The sequence below is a fragment of the Acinetobacter ihumii genome (assembly GCF_900625095.1).
In the GTDB taxonomy this organism is placed as follows: domain Bacteria; phylum Pseudomonadota; class Gammaproteobacteria; order Pseudomonadales; family Moraxellaceae; genus Acinetobacter; species Acinetobacter ihumii.
Map to the genome: position 1 here is coordinate 1,425,520 of NZ_LR130760.1, position 15,381 is coordinate 1,440,900.

At 38.9% G+C, this 15,381-nt stretch carries 10 protein-coding genes, 1 tRNA gene and 1 pseudogene; 5 read left to right on the forward strand and 7 right to left on the reverse strand.

Annotation, left to right across the window (positions count from 1 at the left end):
* Positions 1–7 precede the first annotated feature (7 nt).
* From E0D95_RS06625 to eat, 4 genes are all read right to left on the reverse strand, one after another.
* Positions 8–1,855, reverse strand: a complete 1,848-nt coding sequence (locus tag E0D95_RS06625) for an IucA/IucC family protein (RefSeq protein ID WP_130803149.1) — start codon at positions 1,853–1,855, stop codon at positions 8–10.
* On the reverse strand, positions 1,852–3,330 hold the full coding sequence (locus tag E0D95_RS06630; protein WP_130803150.1) for a lysine N(6)-hydroxylase/L-ornithine N(5)-oxygenase family protein: 1,479 nt from the start codon (positions 3,328–3,330) through the stop codon (positions 1,852–1,854). The genes E0D95_RS06625 and E0D95_RS06630 overlap by 4 nt, the downstream gene beginning before the upstream one ends.
* The gene (locus tag E0D95_RS06635; protein ID WP_130803151.1) at positions 3,323–5,107 is read right to left on the reverse strand and encodes an IucA/IucC family protein; all 1,785 of its coding nucleotides are present in this window, start codon (positions 5,105–5,107) and stop codon (positions 3,323–3,325) included. Before E0D95_RS06635 ends, E0D95_RS06630 begins: the two co-directional genes overlap by 8 nt.
* 870 nt (positions 5,108–5,977) lie before the next feature.
* Positions 5,978–7,402, reverse strand: a complete 1,425-nt coding sequence (gene eat / locus E0D95_RS06640; RefSeq protein ID WP_130803152.1) for an ethanolamine permease — start codon at positions 7,400–7,402, stop codon at positions 5,978–5,980.
* Between the two features lie 182 nt (positions 7,403–7,584).
* Here eat and E0D95_RS06645 point away from each other — a divergent pair, with 182 nt between their 5' ends.
* From E0D95_RS06645 to qhpR, 3 genes are all read left to right on the forward strand, one after another.
* Positions 7,585–8,586: a phosphotransferase enzyme family protein gene (locus tag E0D95_RS06645; protein ID WP_130803153.1), complete on the forward strand. Its 1,002-nt coding sequence runs from the start codon at positions 7,585–7,587 to the stop codon at positions 8,584–8,586.
* A gap of 43 nt (positions 8,587–8,629) precedes the next feature.
* Entirely contained in the window at positions 8,630–9,958 is a 1,329-nt protein-coding gene (locus tag E0D95_RS06650; RefSeq protein ID WP_130803154.1) for an HAD family hydrolase, read from the forward strand.
* 291 nt (positions 9,959–10,249) lie between these two features.
* Positions 10,250–11,284, forward strand: coding sequence for an AraC-like transcriptional regulator QhpR (gene qhpR / locus E0D95_RS06655; RefSeq protein ID WP_130803155.1), 1,035 nt, complete (start codon positions 10,250–10,252; stop codon positions 11,282–11,284).
* Positions 11,285–11,452: 168 nt separating this feature from the next.
* Here qhpR and E0D95_RS06660 read toward each other — a convergent pair whose 3' ends face one another.
* The gene (locus tag E0D95_RS06660; protein WP_130803156.1) at positions 11,453–12,793 is read right to left on the reverse strand and encodes an aspartate aminotransferase family protein; all 1,341 of its coding nucleotides are present in this window, start codon (positions 12,791–12,793) and stop codon (positions 11,453–11,455) included.
* A 322-nt stretch (positions 12,794–13,115) separates the two neighbouring features.
* Between E0D95_RS06660 and E0D95_RS15955 the strand changes: the two are divergent.
* Positions 13,116–13,205, forward strand: a pseudogene (locus E0D95_RS15955) (tyrosine-type recombinase/integrase); the annotation flags it as partial.
* Positions 13,206–13,221: 16 nt separating this feature from the next.
* On the opposite strand, the gene E0D95_RS06670 reads toward E0D95_RS15955, so the two are convergent.
* A tRNA-Ser gene (locus tag E0D95_RS06670) sits at positions 13,222–13,311 on the reverse strand.
* Positions 13,312–13,419: 108 nt separating this feature from the next.
* Complete coding sequence (gene greB, locus E0D95_RS06675; RefSeq protein ID WP_130803157.1) at positions 13,420–13,893, reverse strand: transcription elongation factor GreB; 474 nt, start codon at positions 13,891–13,893, stop codon at positions 13,420–13,422.
* A gap of 357 nt (positions 13,894–14,250) precedes the next feature.
* Between greB and E0D95_RS06680 the strand changes: the two genes are divergently transcribed.
* Entirely contained in the window at positions 14,251–15,363 is a 1,113-nt protein-coding gene (locus E0D95_RS06680; RefSeq protein ID WP_130803158.1) for an MltF family protein, read from the forward strand.
* The last annotated feature ends 18 nt before the right edge of the window (positions 15,364–15,381 follow it).

Genomic DNA, 15,381 nt, shown 5'->3' on the forward strand with positions numbered 1-15,381 from the left:
GTTTATCTCATCCCTCAGCCATTTGAATATGGTTAGATTTAGTATTTAATTGATGTTTCCAATCTGCCAAGGTTTGTTCACTTACAGGATTTGGCATTGGATCAAGAAAAACAGGAACAGGACGCTCTGCTTCATCGTTATAACTTGTTGTAAAAAGACGAACCCGATTCAGACAAATTTTTTCAAACTCAGGACGTAAGATTGAAAATTGTTCAATACGATCTACAAGTTCAGGATGCGCCTCATGCAAGCGGACAATACTATCTTGAATGGTTTGCCAGAAATCCAGCTCGCTGTATTGTGGAAAATCCTGCAAAAATACATTGGCAATATAGCGATAGTGCACCATAAATAAGCCCGTAAAAATAAAGTGACTCAACTCTAAGGCACTGTGTCGCAATAAAATCGAACCTTCTTCGGGCAAATCATTCAGCTCAGGAAAGTCCTGATCGACCAGATTTACATCATCAATAAAATCTTTAAGAACCAACGCTTTTGGAACACCATTTTCATGTACCAACATGGTATTTTCGCCATGCGGGGAGAATGCCAAACCATAACGATATAAACAGATCAAAAGTGGCGTCAGACAGACGTCGGCAAACTGTTTAAGCCAAGCTATTGGGCTCAGTTGAGAAGCGTCAATCAAGGTTTGTAGAATAGAGCGACCAGCTAAATCTCGATGTAATAACGCGGCTTGAGATAAAACTTGCTGACCTGCGGCAATATGCGGATCAACACTTTCACGCCACAAACAGCCAAACAACTCTTTAAACTGATATGGCACCCCGTCTATACGATCAAAACATGGCTGATGAATGGTTAAAGTGGCGATTTCTCCCAGAAAAATCACCCCACTTTTTTGTAAATCTGCATCATTTGCCACAATATTTTTTAGCCAACCGGTTACAGCTGGTGCCGCCAGATTTCGTTTGGATGGCAAGCCACGATAAACCGCGGTATTAAAAATACTGACTGGCAGTTTGATATAATGCCTTGTTGGATTACTGATATTGCATAGGGTTCTAATCGATTGCATCGGGACAAAACTATCTGAGCTAATATCCAGTTCCACAATCTTTTGATCAACAATTTCATTGGCATAAGTGGCGACCAGCCATTGATGCCATTGCCATGCATGCACGGGAATTAAATAGTAATCCTGTGCATTTAAGCCTTTTTGAGCAAGCTTCTGTACAAAACTTTGTAGTTCTTTGGCATCAAACTCATGTTGATATAGCGTGTTGGCATTCCAGTCTTGGGTAGATCGATAATTAGCAAGATCACGGTGTACTGCCAACCAAAGTACTTTCACTACGGGTGACAATTCAGGTGCAGCATTAAGATAATCATCATAGCCAAAGCCCATACGACCTTTACTCATAATCAGCCATGGATGCCCACGTAACATCCCTTCAATCTGATGATGTGGCTGCGTTAAAACGGCATTACTATTTAAGCGTTTCTCATCAAAAAGATGCGCCTCTGCCAGCCATGTATTGTTCATTTCTTTAATCAGATAAGCTTGGGTAAATGGCTTCACCTGAGCTGCTTGTGCTGCTGCAACAATAAACTCATGTAAATTCCATGCACTCTGATCCATGTCTAAAGAGTTAATATCTGCCTGACTCACATCACGAACAGAACCCGACTGAATATTCCAATGACCCAATAAATAACGATGCCCACGAAATTGATAGCTACGATCTGCTAACTGTAATTGATAGAGCCCCTGTCCAAGTGATTCGACTTGCAGAATTTCTTCATATAAAAACTCTGCAATTGCCATTTCGATTAAACGCTGTCCAGCCGCTCTCCATTGCTGCTGGTTAATTTGTAACTGTGCAAAACTCATAAAGATTTCTCGTGCTGAAAAACATGGGATAAGACTTGTTTAAGCTTGGATCTATTTTTTTGAAGATGTGGCAAATGAGGCGCAGGTCTACGCTGCTGCCCCAGATTTGCTATTCTATGATCGGTTTTGCTTGGATAAGACTCGTCCACTGTTGTAGCAGGATGATTAAATTGAATATTTGGATTCTGGCTTAAGTGAAAGTGCTGGAAGGTTTGAGGCTGATCTCCCAACTCATAAAGCCTTTCATTTGCCAACTGATTAGCAATCACCGCAGCACGGTAAGCTCCCAATCCTAGATCGGGTGTTCCCACACCATGACTATGCATTTCCAGATTTTGAACAAAAATATTGCCATTGGCGAAATGCTCAAGCTGATAATCTTGAGTAATTTTCCAGTGATTTTTCTGGTCTCGTTGAATAAATGCAGCAATTTTTTCCATAAAGTGAAAATGAGGCGTGCGATAGCCTGTTGCCGCAATCACATGATCAGCATCCAGATAAAACGTCTGTTGTGTGTTTTTATGCACAAAGTGCAAACGGATTTGCTCATTGGGCATGAGCATCGCTTCCACTAACTCACAGCAACTGTGCAAATGCGTATTCAGCGATGGATTCAAAATACTACGTTGATATAGTTTTTGATAAATCTCACGAATGGTTTTTGCACTGATCCCTTTATAAAGCAATGCTTGTTGTGCCAACTGACTATGTTTGACTTTTTCATCGAGATGATAAAAATGTTGTAGATAATCAGGACTAAAATGCTCTAATCCTAACGGCGCATATTCCATTGGAAAAAATCCGCTGGAACGGGTAAACCAGTGCAACTCAATATTTTGATCCGGCTGATTATTTTGCAGCTCAAATAGATCCAGAAATACTTCAGCAGCAGACTGTCCAGAACCCAACACCACCACATTGCCAGTCACATCTGCTTTATTTTTAAAAAGATAATGCGCCGAATGTAAGCATTTCTCGGCATGATTTTTTGCAATATCAGTCAAACAAGAAGGTAAGTTCGGAACATGACCCGTTCCAATCACCAATTGTTTACAGCGATAGTGCTGCTTAATCCCTTGCTGTTCAACAGTGACCTGAAAACCTGAAGTCATTGCTTCAATTTCCAAGACTTGAGACTGATACTGAATATGATCGAGTTGTGCCGCAACCCATTGGCAATATTGATTGTATTCTTGTCGGGGAATATGCGACTGTTCAAGAAAGTAAAACTTATACAGCCGCTGTTGATGCTTCAAATAATTTAAAAAACTATATGGACTGGTGGGATCAACCATCGACACCAGATCGGCCATGAAAGGCACTTGCAACATGGTGTTGGGTAATTGCATTCCCGCATGCCAGTCAAAACGATCTTTTTGCTCAAAAAATAAATAATCAAGCTGGGTTTTATCTTGCAATAAACTGGCTAAACTTAAATTAAATGGCCCTAAGCCAATGCCAATAAAATCAAGCATAGCGTAAATCCTCTTGTTTGATCATGAGAGGATTCGGCAGTTCAACGTAAACGGATTGATGCTCAACAGGCGCAATCAACTCATCCAGTTCATGTAAACGGGTTAGCAGATTGCCTTTGTAAGGTAAACTATCCTTATATAACAATCCTTTTAATAAGGAACTGTCTGGATATTGCTGGAGTAATATAATTAAGGATTGTTGCAGTCTTACCAATAAATCATCTTCAGACACATAGCCTGTTGTAGCAATCGCATTAATCAAGCCAAATAAAGTATTACCAAAGAAATAATAGCTAAAACGTTCATCAACAAAGCTTTGCGGCCCAACTGCATGTGCTTTTTCATTGAGTTCAGGGAACTGTTCAAGCACTTTTTCTGCCCGTTCTTCAATATAATAAAATCCCTGATTGTCACGTAACCAGATATTTTTTGGTTTAAAGTTTTCCAGTTCAAGCAAAACATTCTGCTGATGTGATTCAAATGCCATGCCATATTCATGGTACAGATACATCAATGGCTGTAAGCTAATCTCTAAAAAGTCGTTAAACCATTCCCGTGCAATCTGTTGATGTGTGAGCAATGGATGTTGCTGATGGATTTTGTCAAATAAACTATTAAAACGATTCAACGGTTTAGCTGGATGATCCTGACATAACGAGGCGATGCAGGTGATCTGATCATTCTTATGAAAAGGCTGCTCTCTAAAAATACAAATACTTTCATTAATTACTTCATCATCAAGTTTCAGCGCAATCCACGCTGGATCATTGACCGCTTTCAATGTTGGACAATTTTTTAATATCTGTTCACCCAAAACGCTATGCCATAAACGATGGGTCAACTCGCCACGATGACATTCTTTCGCCAGATTGACCCGAATCGAATTGGTAATCATCACGGACAACGAGGGTTTGAGCATCCACGGCGAGGAAAAACTGGCCAATGTCCGAACAGAAGTGGTTGGATAAAAATTTACACCTTGTAAACCAAGATCAATCAATCGAGATTTTTGCTTAAACTGACCGTACCATTTTTTACTTTGTAGATAACGCGCTTGCCACGGATGTAAAGGCAACAATTTATAATGCGCATAATTTTCACACAACCGCAGATCTGCTTCTGACATTTGCCATTTTAAATAATCTTTCAGTTGGGTAGAAATGAGTTCGCCTTCTGCACAACCTTCAGCAATCAAATCTGGATGAACTAACCAAAAATGAAGCGGTGTTTGACCTTGATACTCAGGTGAAAACTTATACCAGTCTTCATGAATAAAACCAGTACGACTTTTGGGAGCGGGATGCATACTATGTCCCAACAACAAAGCTTGTTCAGATTCGATAAAGTTTTGTTCAGCCGCAATTAATCCATCAAAATCTTCCGCTCGATAACTTAAAAACTGTTGTAAGGCATCACGGCTTTGTATCCAGCGTTCAATAAGGGAGGCAGCATCAAGCTGATTTTCAGCATGTGATACCAATTCTTCCAACAGAATTGTAGCAATCGTCACCATACTTACATTTTGAATCTGCTGGTTGATCCAAAGTTTTGGAAGCGATGCTAAACGATGTCGCCCCACTCGACTGACATAAGATAAAGCCACCAGCACTTGGGCGTTTAAACTTTCGATTGGAATAACAAGTAAGGTCAAGCCTCGGCTAAACCATTGTTGGGGAGAGTTTTGTTGAAAGTCTTCGAGTAAATGCCCTTTCGCAGTTTCCTGCGTATAAGCATTGACGAGATGTTGCATCGCCAAACGATTGGCAAGCTCTTTCATCGGGATATCCTCTAAAATAGAGTAAAATAAGTGACAATTCCGCCAGTCACCTAAATTAGCTTTTGATTTTTCTTAAAACTACAAACTGCTCATAGGCAGCAAAAACACGATAATGATAATAATTAACATTTTCATATGCAATTTATTAAAGAATTATTATAATTTGGTTAAAAATATATAACACGCTGATAAATATAAATTATTTACAAATAATACTTTTTATATTATGTGAAATATCTCATGATATAAAACAATTAAATAATGACTAAACATTGAGAATCTTGATAAAAAATCCATAAAAGAAACAATGGATTAAAAACTTATTCAGTAGATTAATTGGCTAAGTGATTCATCTTCCATATTTTTTAAATAGGTTAGGCTTGATTCTGGGTTATATCGACCAGTAAGAGAGTAAGTGATTTGTGCTGTACGCTGTATCTAGCTGGAATCAAAAAATTTAAAGTGCTCAATAGCCAAAAAATTTTAGATAAATTTAGTCTATTCTTGGACTGCCCCAAATTCCACTGTCTTAGATTAGCGTTCAGCCTTTGAGTATCAGACAACTTTGTACTTGATTGAGAATTGACACTTTAATTTCTAAAATATTTCAATATGCAGCTATTTATACAAGAATCATCACATGAATAAAACAATCCTTCTCACCAATAATATGAATGAAATTCACTAGCTAAATAGACAAAGCTAAGCCTTAAACAATTGCGAAAAGCTAAAAACAAGAGTGAATAAATAATTTGAATTTTTGCTAAACACTCAAGTCAAAAATATGGATCAATTCTTTGGATTTACATAAAAATATCACTTATAAAAAAAAGAGGCCGAAGCCTCTGTTTCAGTCTAATGCCTATCAAATCAGTCATTTGCATCTTTAATCATGGCAAACTCTTGCTCAGGAGTACCCTTAACCAAATGATGACGGCTGTACACTAAATAATAGATGATAAATCCACAATAAATCAGAGCAGTTAAAAACCAAACTTTTGGATTCACCATTAGCCCAGCCACGACTGCAATAGCAGCAAGAATCAAGGCTGCACCTGATGTCCATATTCCACCGGGCGTTTTATAAGGACGAGATAATTCAGGACGAGACAACCGTAACTTGATATGTGAAAGCATCATCAAGACATAGGAAATTGTCGCACCGAATACGGCCATTAAAATAAGTAAGTCACCCTCACCGGTTAAGGAAAGTAAAAATCCAATAATGCCCGGAATGATAATTGCCCAATATGGCGCCTTATTTTCATTAGTCAGAGATAATTTTTTTGGTAAATAACCTGCGCGTGACAATGCAAAAATCTGGCGTGAATATGCATAAATAATTGAAAAGAAACTTGCAATAAGACCCGCCAGACCCACAAAATTAACGAAACTAGCCAACCAAGTATACTGACCATACACCGCAATTAATGCATCGACCAAAGGGGCTCCTGAATCTTTTAGCGCATTTGAACCTGCTGCACCCGCTCCCAGAAATAAAATTAAAAGTGCAAAAGCGGCCAATATCAACATTGAACCGATCAGACCACGTGGTAAAGACCGTACCGGATCTTTTGCTTCTTCAGCAGCTAAAGGTACGCCTTCGACGGCGAGAAAAAACCAGATAGCATAAGGGACTGCTGCCCATATTCCAACATAGCCAAACGGTAAAAAACTATTCGCGCCAACATGCGAACTCACAGGGATATCAAATAACCGTGTACTATCAAAATGAGGAAGCATCGCAACAATGAATACGACCAGTGCAATACAAGCAACCGCGGTAATTCCAAACATAATTTTGAGTGCTTCACCTGCACCTTTAAGATGAATTCCCATAAACACTAAATAACAAATCAGATAAACAGCCCAGCCTCCTATGCCAAATAGTGATTCGCAATATGAACCAATAAATACAGCGATAGCGGCAGGTGCAATTGCATATTCAATTAAAATCGCCGTACCGGTGAGATAGCCCCCAAAAGGTCCAAATGCAACACGTGCAAAACTGTAGCCTCCTCCAGCAGTCGGCAGCATCGTAGACATCTCAGACATAGCAAAGCTCATACAAAGATACATAAATGCGACGATCACTGTTGCAACAAATAGTCCACCCCATCCCCCTTGTGCCAGTCCAAAGTTCCAACCCGCAAAGTCTCCTGAAATGACGTAAGAAACGCCTAGCCCGACTAAAAGTAGCCAACCCACTGCCCCCTTTTTTAACTGGCGTTTCGCAAAATAATCAGCGTCCTGTTGCAGAGCACCACTATCTATAGCTAATTCTGACTCTTTCATTGTTCTGTTGCCTTATTTGACCAAATTTACACCATCCATATTTGCTCAAAAGATAGAGCTAAAACTTGACAGCAAAACATAAGCAAAATCATTTGAAGTCAAGTTGATTCATTTTTTCTTTTATAAGATCGACTTCATCTCAACACAGAACGTGTTTAAAAATTAAATTGAGGAGTCGGATCATGTCTGTTGAACAAAACGAATTTTTAAGCCAAGTTCAATTACAAATACTTGCAGAACAAGCAATTCAACAATATCCGCTAGAATATCAAGGACAGGTAAAACTTCTCTGTCAGTCTGAAAATGCAACTTTTCAGGTTTCGACTCGATCTGCCCGATATGCGCTTCGAATTCATCGCCCGAACTACCACAGCAAACTCGACATACAAAGTGAGCTTGAATGGTTAGATGCCCTAAATGCCAATGGTATCCAAGTGCCTATTGCGATTGCGGATCAAAACGGCGAACGCGTCATTACCCTGAAACTATCGAATGATATTTATCGTTATGCGGTACTTTTCAACTGGGTCGATGGTGATATGCCTACCATTGAAGTTGATCCAACAGCATTTGAGCAATTGGGGCAAATTACTGCAAAACTGCATCAGCATAGCAAGACGTGGCAAGCATCTAGCGAGTTTCAACGCATTGTGTGGAATCATGAAACCATGATCGGTGCAGATGGTCATTGGGGAAACTGGAAAAATGCACCATATTTAAGACAGCAGGATCACTGCATTATTGAAGAAGCCATAATACAAATTGCTAAAGATTTACATTTTTTTGGGAAAACAAAAGACCGTTACGGTCTCATTCATGCCGATTTACGTTTAACGAATTTATTGCTACAACAAGAACGTATCGGCGTGATCGATTTCGATGACTGTGGCATGAGCTGGTTTATGCATGACCTTGCTGCTGCGATTAGCTTTAATGAGCATTACGCAAATGCGCCTGATTGGATCGAGCACTGGTTAGAAGGCTATGAACGTGTGGGTCATATTCAATCTGAAGAATACAAAATGATTCCGACATTTATCATGCAACGCCGTATACAAATGATGGCTTGGAATGGTTCTCATGCCCAAACTGAGATGGCGCAAAGTCTAGGAGATCAATGGTCAAATGAAACTGTACGTCTATGTAAAAAATATTTAAATGGGCTTATTCCTGTAGGAATTTAAAAACGACATATATGATTTTTTTATAAATGTGAAGGAAGATTTTATGCAAGCTACTCCTCAAATTAGCAAAGTTTTCAAAGCACTATTACTCACCACTAGCCTAGCAAGTATGATTGCGCTCAGCGCATGTAACTACACCCCTCTACAAAGTACATCTCACCCAGTCACTATTCCACAAAAGGAATATTTACAAAGAGGACAATGGGACTCGTTTAATTATGACCAGCTTAACCAGTTGATCGCTACTTATGGAAAAGATAGCCCAAACTATAATCCTGACAAACGCCCGTATATTGTCACTGACTTTGACAATACCTCAGTATTCTTAGACATCGAAGAAGCAACCTTAATTTATCAACTTGAACACTTAGCATTCAATGTCACGCCAGAGCAGTTGAATCAGATTATTCGTAAAGGAATTAGCCCACAAAATTTTGAGGCGGCCTACAACAACCAACAAAGTCAAGCCGTCAATATTGATAAAATTGCTCCAGATATTATTGCCAGCTACACATGGCTTTATCACCACTATAGCGGTCTAAAAGGTAAACAAAGTCTGGATCAAATTAAGCAGGATCCGCATTATCTCGATTTCATTACTAAAATGCGATATCTATATGCAGCCATTGGAGACACCTTTGATCATGAAGTTGCATATCCGTGGGTCACTTATTTATTTACTGGGCTTACCGAACAAGACGTCCGTAATTTGGTAAAGGCAACAGTGACTTGGCAAATGCAGCAACCGATTGGACCTGTGACATGGACCTCTCCCGCAGCACTTTCAGGCCACGCAGGCGTTGTTAAAACCACTTGGGAAAATGGTTTAAGACCTTATCGTGAAATGCAAAATCTATTCAAGGCTTTTCAGGACAATGGCATTGATGTCTATGTCTGTTCGGCATCTTTTATTGATGTGATTAAGGAAATTATTTCTAATCCAGAGATCGGCTATCACATTCATGAAAAAAATGCCTACGCCATGGAGTTAGAACGTGATGCACAAGGTCGAATTTTGCCCGAATTTCGTCATGGCTATGCGCAAACTCAAGGTAAAGGCAAAACCGCAACTATCCAGCGTTTTTTAGTCTCTAAATATGGTTATGGGCCAATTTTTATCGCGGGTGACAGTGAAGGTGATCAAAATATGATGCAGGATTTCACATCAACTCAAAAAGTATTGATTATCAACCGATTGCGCAACCCAAGCTCTGATATTGGAAAGTTTTCTCAGCAGGCTGTGCAAAACTATAGTCAAGCCAATCCCAAGTTTTTACTACAGGGTCGCGATGCCAATACAGGTCAATTTATTCCGTCTATGGCCAGTTTAAGTTATGGTTCAAAAACGACAAAAATTTTAAAAGGTCAATAATTGATTTATCTCTTTAAGCGTACAATATTGATTGTACGCATCAAAAATCGCGCTATTTTCATGTTAATTCCTCACTTTTTGGCCTGTCTTTAGAACACTGATTGCCTCCTTTTAGTTCATCATCAGAAATAGTAACAAAATGAATTGGCCACACCAGACTTCGCAAAATCAAACCTTAAAAATAAAATATAAGCGCATGTTTTATAAATATTTTTATTTAAATGAAATTAAATGAAAGTGGTATGGCTTTTGCTTAATGATAGTTAGGAATAAATATCATGAGAGTTTGCCATGTTACATCTCAATCCAACTCATCTTGTCGATGCCACGATGTGTAATCAGGGTGTACTGTCTGCGGCTGCATCAGGTCTAAGTGAATTTATTCATCAAAAGGGGGCTGATGTTGATCATGTTTTAGGAATCAGTGGTATTAATCCTGAACTGTTGGTTAGTCCTACGTTAAGCTTACAACTCCCTAATTACTGCAAAGTGCTGGAACAGGCAGCTCTGGTTTCAGGCTGTGATAATTTTGGTCTTCACTATGGTCAACAGTTTCAACCTAAATCACTTGGTTTAATTGGTTACATTGGATTGTGTTCAGAGACATTAGAATCTGCACTGATCAATATAACCCATCATTTTCATTTACATCAAAAAGATACATTAAATCGAATGGTTGATTTGGGTGATAGTTGGCGTATAGATTATCAAGTTCAACATGGTGCTATTTTAACTCGCCGTCAAGATGCCGAACTGACCATGGGTATGTTTATGAATGTGATCCGTGAAGTCATGGGTCCTCATTACTCACCACGAGCCATCCATTTTGAACATACACGGCCTGAGTTCTGGCAAGAGCACAGCAAATTATTTAACGCTCCTGTTTATTTTGATCAACCTTTTAATTCCATTCTTATTTCAAAAAAAGATGTACAACAGCCTATGCCGGGACGTGATCCAATTTTGTTAACCGTCATTCTGGATACTTTACGTTTACTCAACCGCTCTTCTCAAAGTCAAAGTCTAGCGGATCAAGTCCGTTCTCATATACAACTTGAACTCAATGATGGCGAACCAAACCTTGAAAAAATTGCACATGATATAGGTTTAAGCACTTGCACACTGACACGGCGTTTAAAAGCTGAAGCATTAACCTTTACCCATTTAGTTGATCAGGTACGATGTGAGCTCGCCGAACATTATATTAAACAAAAAAATATTCCGATTTCAGAAATGGCATTCTTACTCGGTTATTCAGAAGTAAGCGCCTTATCTCGTGCTTTTAAACGCTGGTTTGGTGTGACGCCACGTCAATTAAGACATTAAAATACAAGGAAAAATAATATGCTAAATTAAAGGCTTTCATTTCATAAAGATAGAAATCAGCTTTAAAATATTAGGGTTATAAAATAATCATTAGGCAAAAAAATTACCCCTCAAATTAGATATTTCATATCCAATTTGAAGAGTATTTTTAAATTTTGAGTGAATGTCTTACTTTAATTTTGTTAAAGATTGATCCAAAGCCCCCACTAACCAATCAATATCTTTGCTTTGAAAAGCCAATGGTGGACGTAGTTTTAATACATTGCCATAAGGACCTGCCACAGAAGTTAATACCCGATGAGTATTTCTAAGCTCCTCAATGAGGTTGAGAGCCAGTGCTTTATTCGGTTCTTTTGTCGTTCTATCTTTGACTAGTTCAAATCCTATAAATAGACCTGCTCCACGTACATCACCAACAACTTCATGCTTGTCCATAAGTTTAGTCAGTTCTTTGAGAAGCTGCCCTCCCACATATTTGCTATGGGTCTGCAATTCTTCTTCCTGAATCACGTTTAGCACCGCCTGTGCCGCCGCCATGGAAACAGGATTACCGCCAAAGGTATTAAAATACGGAATTTTATCGCTAAATGCAGCAAGCACATCACTTTTAGCTAAAAGTCCTGAAACTGGAATACCATTTCCCATTGGCTTACCTGTGGTAATGATATCAGGGACAACACCATGGCGGCCAAATCCCCAAAAAGAATCGCCAGTACGTGCGAAGCCAGGTTGAACTTCATCTGCAATAAAAATACCGCCATTGGCATGTACAACATCAACTACTTTTTGTAAAAAGCCAAGAGGATTTGGCATGACACCATCAGAAGAAAAGATAGAATCTGCAAGAAAACCCGCAAATTTTATGCCTTTTGCATTCATATCATCAATTTGTGCTTGAATCTGCTGCGCAAACCATGCGCCCAAATCATCAGTTTCTATTCGATAATCATCAGGTGCTGGAACCAAACGAGTTGTATCATCTAAAGGTTGTTCCGTCCCAAGCGCTGGAGAACATCCTGAAGTTAAACTACTTGTTCCATGATACGCCTCTTGAGAGACAATAATTCCTGTCCCGCCGCTGTATTCACGAGCAATGCGAATTGCTAAATCATTTGCTTCTGAACCAGTACACATATACATGGCACGATCAATTTCGTCAGGCGTAGTTTCCAATAATGCTTCTGTATAATTTAAAATATTTTCATGTAGATAACGGGTATGAGTATTCAGCATTTTCATTTGCTCATTCACCGCTTCAATCACCGCAGGATGACAATGACCAATACTCGCCACATTGTTATAGACATCTAAATATTGGTGACCTGCCGCATCCCACAAATATTGCCCCTGACCTTTCACCAAATGCACAGGATTTCGATAAAATAAGCGGTAGGATTCGCCTAAAATTTTATTCCTTTTATCGGTCAGCTTTCGGGTGTCATGATCTAGCTCAGCCGCATGTTCTGGCCGAAAGCTATTGGTATCCATAATGGTTGAACGCGTACCCATGAATGACTCCTCTGTTTTTATTCAGCATGCTTCTGCACAAGATATTTAATGATTCAGGCATGGCATGCGCTGATTCGATATATTTAGATATCTAATTGAAGTTACGTAAACTATATTGCTTAAGTCTCTTAAAAAAAACTTGACCTCAGAACACTTAAGTCAGTGTTTGAAGTCAAGTTAATATGAATAGCCACTACTTTTGTAAACACCTTTTATTTAGATAAAATAGCTAATTAGTTAAGTACTTATGAGCAGTAAAACATACGTTGAAGAATTCAAAAACCGAAGCAGTCAAGTAAGTACCTGAGAAAAGTCTTAGTTTGACTCGGATAAAAACAAAGAAGAGATCGCTAAAATTTCGAATAGTGTCAAAATTGTGCCAAAGAAAAAGGGAACCAAACTATATATTTGATCCCCTTTTAAATATTTGGCGGAAGCGGTGAGATTCGAACTCACGGAGGACTCACACCCTCGTCGGTTTTCAAGACCGGTGCATTAAACCGCTCTGCCACGCTTCCAATGGCGGCTATCATATAAATAAAAGCCGCTTTTGGCAAACGATTTCAACAAAAAACTCTTCAATAGCTCAAAATTAAAGCAAATTAGTCCAGATCATGAATTATCATTTATTCATATCGAATTGTATTGATATACCAAAGTTTTTTCCCCTGAGGAGTCAACACTTCCACTTCATCATCAACTTCTTTTCTTAAAAGAGCCTGAGCCATCGGTGATTCTATCGAAATATGCTGGGGGTGATGATCGTAAATTTCATCCACACCAACAATCCTTAAAGTTTTTTTCTCACCTTGGTCATTTTCGATTTCCACCCAAGCACCAAAAAAAACTTTGCCATCTTGCTCAGGTGAATAATCAATAATTTTAAGTTCCTCAAGTCGTTTTCCTAAGTAACGAACACGACGGTCGATTTTTCGCAAAAGTTGCTTATTGTATTGGTAATCTGCATTTTCAGAACGGTCACCTAAACTCGCAGCCCAGTTCACTTTTTGGGTAATTTCTGGACGTTCCTCATGCCATAGCTGTCTCAGCTCAGCGACTAATTTATCGTGCCCTGAACGTGTAATTAAGTTTGATTTCATGATCCTCTAATACCGAAACACAACATTCTATTTACAAACAATAGCATTTTATCCCTGATTGCCACACTGCTAAAGTGTATAAAATACTCCATCTTTTAAATCAATATCTTAGAAATTAAGGAGGGTGTTTTTTGTACAAAATATTTGACATTCTATTTTTATGTGTTTATTATTCGCGCTGATCCAAAATTGATCATTTTTTAAACTATGTAGTTTTTCTACAAAGTCAAGTTTTTCATTGTCATTTCTGAATGACGTCATGACTGCCCACCCTCTTGGATTTACCAACTTGTTGAAAATCTGGAAGCATTATTGTCTGGATTTTTTAGGGCGTAAATTATCTGTAGCGGAGACAACATGCACAGTAGTTCAACCACTGGATCGAGGCGTGGCCTAGGTTCTTTCTTTTCTTCAACGCCATTTAAGGCCCTAGCATTAAGTACAGCATTGTTTCCGTTTCATAGTATTAATGCCAGTAAAACTCACCAATACAATGCTGTCGTCAATACCAATACCCTCACTGTTGTTGCAGTCGAATCGCCAACCACTGTATTTAAAGAAGGTCAGTTTTTACATGGTTTCGGTTATGATCTAAGCCGCCAGTACGCCAAAAGTTTAAATGTTAAACTCAATTTTAAAACTGTAAAAGATAATGCTACAGCTTTAAATATGGTCGCTCAAGGCAAAGCTAACTTTGCTATGACTACTGCCAGTATGAACACGATTGAAAAAAATCAATTGATTTCTTTCTCAGCCAGTTGTGGTAGTGATGCTGAACTCAGTAAAAATGGCTTAAATAGTCAACTCAATTGGGTATTTAAATACGCAGATGATCCATTGGCTCAAACTGCAAGTGGTTTTATTTGTCAAAGTAAGCAAACTGGCGTGACGGGTCAACTTGCGTCTTTTTATAACCGCAATGTGGTTAAGCCAGAATCTTGGAGCACCATCCAACGGGATTTAAACAATCGCCTGCCGATTTATAAGGCAAGTTTTAAAAAGACTGCTGAACGTTATGACCTTGACTGGCAGTTATTGGCAGCAATTGGCTATCAGGAGTCTTATCTTAAACCGAACTCTGTCTCTCCCACAGGTGTTCGAGGTTTAATGATGCTGACCAACAGTACAGCGCGTGCCATGGGTGTGACCAACCGTGTTGACCCAGTTCAAAGCATTCAAGGTGGTGCAAAATATTACGACTTGATGCTGAGCCAATATGAGCATATTCCTTACCCAGATCGTAATTGGTACGCTTTAGTGGCTTATAATATGGGACCCGGAGCAGTCAATCAGATTCAAAAACGCTTGCAAGCTCAAGGTAAAAATCCCAATAACTGGGTTGAATTTTATGATTATTTAAATCGTAATAAAGCGAGTAATGGTCGTTATCGTCAAGCGGTTCAATATGTGACTCGTATTCGTAGTTATGTTGAACATATTAAAACCAGTGATCGCTGGGTTGATATTTAACGTTATGACTCTGTCTGC

Coding starts and splice junctions, on each gene's coding strand:
- E0D95_RS06625 (WP_130803149.1), bottom strand. CDS start 1,855: ATGAGTTTTGCACAGTTACAAATTAACCAGCAGCAATGGAGAGCGGCT.
- E0D95_RS06630 (WP_130803150.1), bottom strand. CDS start 3,330: ATGCTTGATTTTATTGGCATTGGCTTAGGGCCATTTAATTTAAGTTTA.
- E0D95_RS06635 (WP_130803151.1), bottom strand. CDS start 5,107: ATGAAAGAGCTTGCCAATCGTTTGGCGATGCAACATCTCGTCAATGCT.
- eat (WP_130803152.1), bottom strand. CDS start 7,402: ATGAAAGAGTCAGAATTAGCTATAGATAGTGGTGCTCTGCAACAGGAC.
- E0D95_RS06645 (WP_130803153.1), top strand. CDS start 7,585: ATGTCTGTTGAACAAAACGAATTTTTAAGCCAAGTTCAATTACAAATA.
- E0D95_RS06650 (WP_130803154.1), top strand. CDS start 8,630: ATGCAAGCTACTCCTCAAATTAGCAAAGTTTTCAAAGCACTATTACTC.
- qhpR (WP_130803155.1), top strand. CDS start 10,250: ATGTTACATCTCAATCCAACTCATCTTGTCGATGCCACGATGTGTAAT.
- E0D95_RS06660 (WP_130803156.1), bottom strand. CDS start 12,793: ATGGGTACGCGTTCAACCATTATGGATACCAATAGCTTTCGGCCAGAA.
- greB (WP_130803157.1), bottom strand. CDS start 13,893: ATGAAATCAAACTTAATTACACGTTCAGGGCACGATAAATTAGTCGCT.
- E0D95_RS06680 (WP_130803158.1), top strand. CDS start 14,251: ATGCACAGTAGTTCAACCACTGGATCGAGGCGTGGCCTAGGTTCTTTC.